Annotated in this window: 4 protein-coding genes; all 4 read right to left on the bottom strand. The window is 59.5% G+C overall.

The genetic code is table 11. The features are described from left to right. Positions 1 to 127: 127 nt before the first annotated feature. Positions 128 to 1807 (bottom strand): serine/threonine-protein kinase, encoded by a 1680-nt coding sequence (locus B3187_RS11920; protein WP_286806677.1) that lies wholly within the window; start codon positions 1805 to 1807, stop codon positions 128 to 130. A gap of 9 nt (positions 1808 to 1816) precedes the next feature. Next, positions 1817 to 2179 (bottom strand): FHA domain-containing protein, encoded by a 363-nt coding sequence (locus B3187_RS11925; protein WP_286806678.1) that lies wholly within the window; start codon positions 2177 to 2179, stop codon positions 1817 to 1819. 106 nt (positions 2180 to 2285) lie between these two features. Further along, entirely contained in the window at positions 2286 to 3002 is a 717-nt protein-coding gene (locus B3187_RS11930; protein WP_286806680.1) for a YebC/PmpR family DNA-binding transcriptional regulator, read from the bottom strand. A 55-nt stretch (positions 3003 to 3057) separates the two neighbouring features. Continuing rightward, positions 3058 to 3213 (bottom strand): hypothetical protein (locus tag B3187_RS11935; RefSeq protein ID WP_286806693.1); only part of this gene is annotated, 156 nt, incomplete at its 5' end.

The raw sequence follows: 3213 nt of genomic DNA on the forward strand, positions 1-3213 counted from the left end.
CCCACATGGATGTGGGAAGTGTCCCGAAGCGTCTGGAGCGCGAAGGGGACCGTATGTACGGCGTGTCTTGAAACGGTATTCCCCGTCGTAGACCGGACTTCATGCCACAGCAGACTGTCTGCGAACATCAGAACTCTTTCTCCAGTGCCGAGCGTAATGCCTTGGCCATCTCGGCCGCAGTTGCATAGCGTTTTTCCGGCTCTTTCTGTAGCGCTTTGTTCACAATCCGCGTGGCACTGCGCGGCAGATCCTTCCGCACCTCACGCAGAGGCCGGTGCCGGCTCTGCACGATCTGATAGCTCAGCTCTGCAATCGTATCGCCACGAAATGGCAGCGCCCCGGTCAGCAGTTGGTACAGAGTCACGCCCAGACTGAAAATATCGCTCGCTGGCCCTACCCGCGCCCCCTTGAGCTGCTCCGGGGACATATAGAGAGGGCTCCCCATAATCTCGCCGGTCTGGGTCCGGGCGCTGTTGGCCACCCGGGCGATTCCGAAATCGGTCACCACCACCCGGTTTTCATCCGGGTCATAGAGAATATTGCCCGGCTTGATATCCCGGTGAACCACTTGCTGCTCGTGGGCATAGGCCAGCGCCTCCGCGACCGTGGCCATCAGCTCATAGACCTTGGCGAGCGGAAGCTGCCGGGATTGAGCCGTGCGTTCGCTGAGCGGCTCGCCGCGGACGTAATCCATGGCGATAAAGGCCAACTCATGCTCCTGTCCCACATCGTATACCGTCACAATATTCGGGTGCCGCAGCCGCCCCGCCGCTTCCGCTTCCCGGAAAAACCGTTTTTTCAGGCTCTCGCGCTCATCGGCATCGAAGGGCGCAACATTCAGTGTTTTGATGGCCACCTCCCGGGCAATATGGGGATCTCGCCCGAGATAGACGATGCCCATTGCGCCACGCCCCAACTCCCGCTCGATCTGGTAGCGCCCCAGTTGCTGGGGTACGGCGAACTCCTCCAGCACCTGGGTCTGTGCCAGGTTCGCGGTGCCTGTGGCCCCCTGCCGAGCCTCCAGCGCCTTGAGTCGTTGCGCTACGTCACGGTACATGGGCTTGCGCCGCGCGATCTCCCGGTAACAGGCCAGCGCCTCCTGGCGGCGCTGCCGGCGTTCGTGCTCTCTGGCCTGGTCGTAGAGCAGATCCAGAATAGACTCCGAGGTGGGGCAGGCTTTCAGCGCGGTCAGCGCTTCTTTCCAGTGACCGTTATCAAAGCGCTCAATCCCCAACTGACGACGCAGATACTGCGCCTGGCGATACCAGCGACGCTGGTGCCAATACGCACCGATCAGCAACAGTCCGACCCACAGGTACTGAACCGCCAACCCGAGTGGCAGATACAGCCCCTGACTGATCTGGGCACCAATCTGCCCCGCGACCAGGCCTATGGTGAGCAGCCCGGTCATCAATAACGCGGCCACCCTGCCCATGACCGGGGTCAACCAGATTAGATAAACCGCCAGAGCCAGAATCAGACCGGAGAAGGCCGGGTAAAACCACCAGGGCGTCCGGTAACCGCCATTGAGAAGCGCCCCGGAATGCCTGGACAGCCCCTGCTCTGCCCAGCGGTCGGTAACCTGGGGCCAGATCGAATACCATCCGCCAGTCGACGATGGGGAGGCCGGATGAGTGTAACGAACCCGCTCGGGGGTCAATGCCAAGGAGGCATCAAAGAGCATCGCATCAAGCCAGGAGGGCGATTGGAGGGATTGGGGGAGCAGGATCAGCCAGCCGCCTAGCAACAGTACCAGCACACGCAGGCTCAGTCCGTCGGCCAATCGTTCCGTGAAGGTAGCGCTCATGAAGACGGCTTATTTCTCAGCGGTGTAGTAAATGCCGGGAATCCAGCTTTTTTTGATTTTCAGGGTGCGCTGCAGCTCGTCGGAAATCTGCTCGGCGTACTGCAGCTCATGGGTTCCGACCCGAATGCTGTCTTCAACTCTCAAGGGCGCCTCGGGCACCCGCTGACCGTTCACCCAGACGCCGTTGGTGCTGTTCAGGTCCCGGATGCGGAAACCCTGAGCGGTCGCCTCGATGACGGCGTGGTGCCCACTGACCGTGGCATCATCCACAACCAGGTGATTATCGGCGCTGCGCCCGATGGTCAGGGTTTCGTTGCTGAGCTCATAGTAGCCGACACTGGCACCGTTGAGCTGATGGTGGATGTACGGCATAGGGCCCCCTGTCTGTGCCGGTCAATCCGGAAAGCGTAGCACAGGGAGCCAGGGAGGAATGTGACGCCTTTCTCCTCTTGCTGATTGAGCGCGCGGTTACCGCGCCTCAATACTCCGCATTATGGAAAACGCGCTGAACATCGTCCAGAAAGTTCAACAGTTCGACCATTTTCTCGAACTGCTCGACGTCCTCGCCCGCGATCTCGGTGGTTATCTGAGGGATGAACTGCACATCCTCAACCTCAAACTCGATCCCTTCGAAGGCCTCCTTCAGGGCATTGCGCGTTTTGGCGTATTCGGTCTGAGGGGCAAATACCGTGATGATGCCCTCCTCGGCCTCGATATCGGTGACATCGACATCGGCGTCCGCCAGAGCCTCCAGCACCGCGTCTTCGTCCGGCCCGGAGAAACGGAAAATCGCGCTGTGGTCAAATAAATGACTGACCGCGCCGGAAGCACCCAGCTTGGCTTTCACCTTGTTGAAGCAGGTGCGCACATCGCCATAGGTCCGGTTGGGGTTGTCGGTCAGGCAGTCGACAATGATCATGGTGTTGCCGGGCCCAAACCCTTCATAGCGCGCTACCGCAAAATCTTCTCCGCCGCCGCCTTCGGCCTTGGCGATCGCTTTATCGATTACATGAGCGGGCACCTGCTCTTTCTTTGCCCGCTCCAGCAGAGACGCCAACGCCAGATTGCCGGTCGGCTCGGTGCCACCGGACTTGGCGCACATGTAAATCTCACGGCTGTAACGGCTGTAAATTTTGGATTTCATGTCCGAGGTTTTGGACATGGATTCTTTGCGGTTCTGGTAGGCTCTGCCCATGGGTGAATACCGGGTTCGTTTATCTGTTATTCATGCACGGCCGTCAAAAGACGGCCTACTCCCATTCGATGGTCGCGGGTGGCTTACTGGATACATCGTAAGTCACCCGTGACACACCGGAAATCTCGTTGATGATACGGTTGGAGACTTTCTCCAGCAATTCGTACGGCAGATGCGCCCAGCGTGCGGTCATGAAGTCGATGGTTTCCAC

The organism is Marinimicrobium sp. UBA4209 (assembly GCF_002381585.1).
Lineage (GTDB): Bacteria > Pseudomonadota > Gammaproteobacteria > Pseudomonadales > Cellvibrionaceae > Marinimicrobium > Marinimicrobium koreense.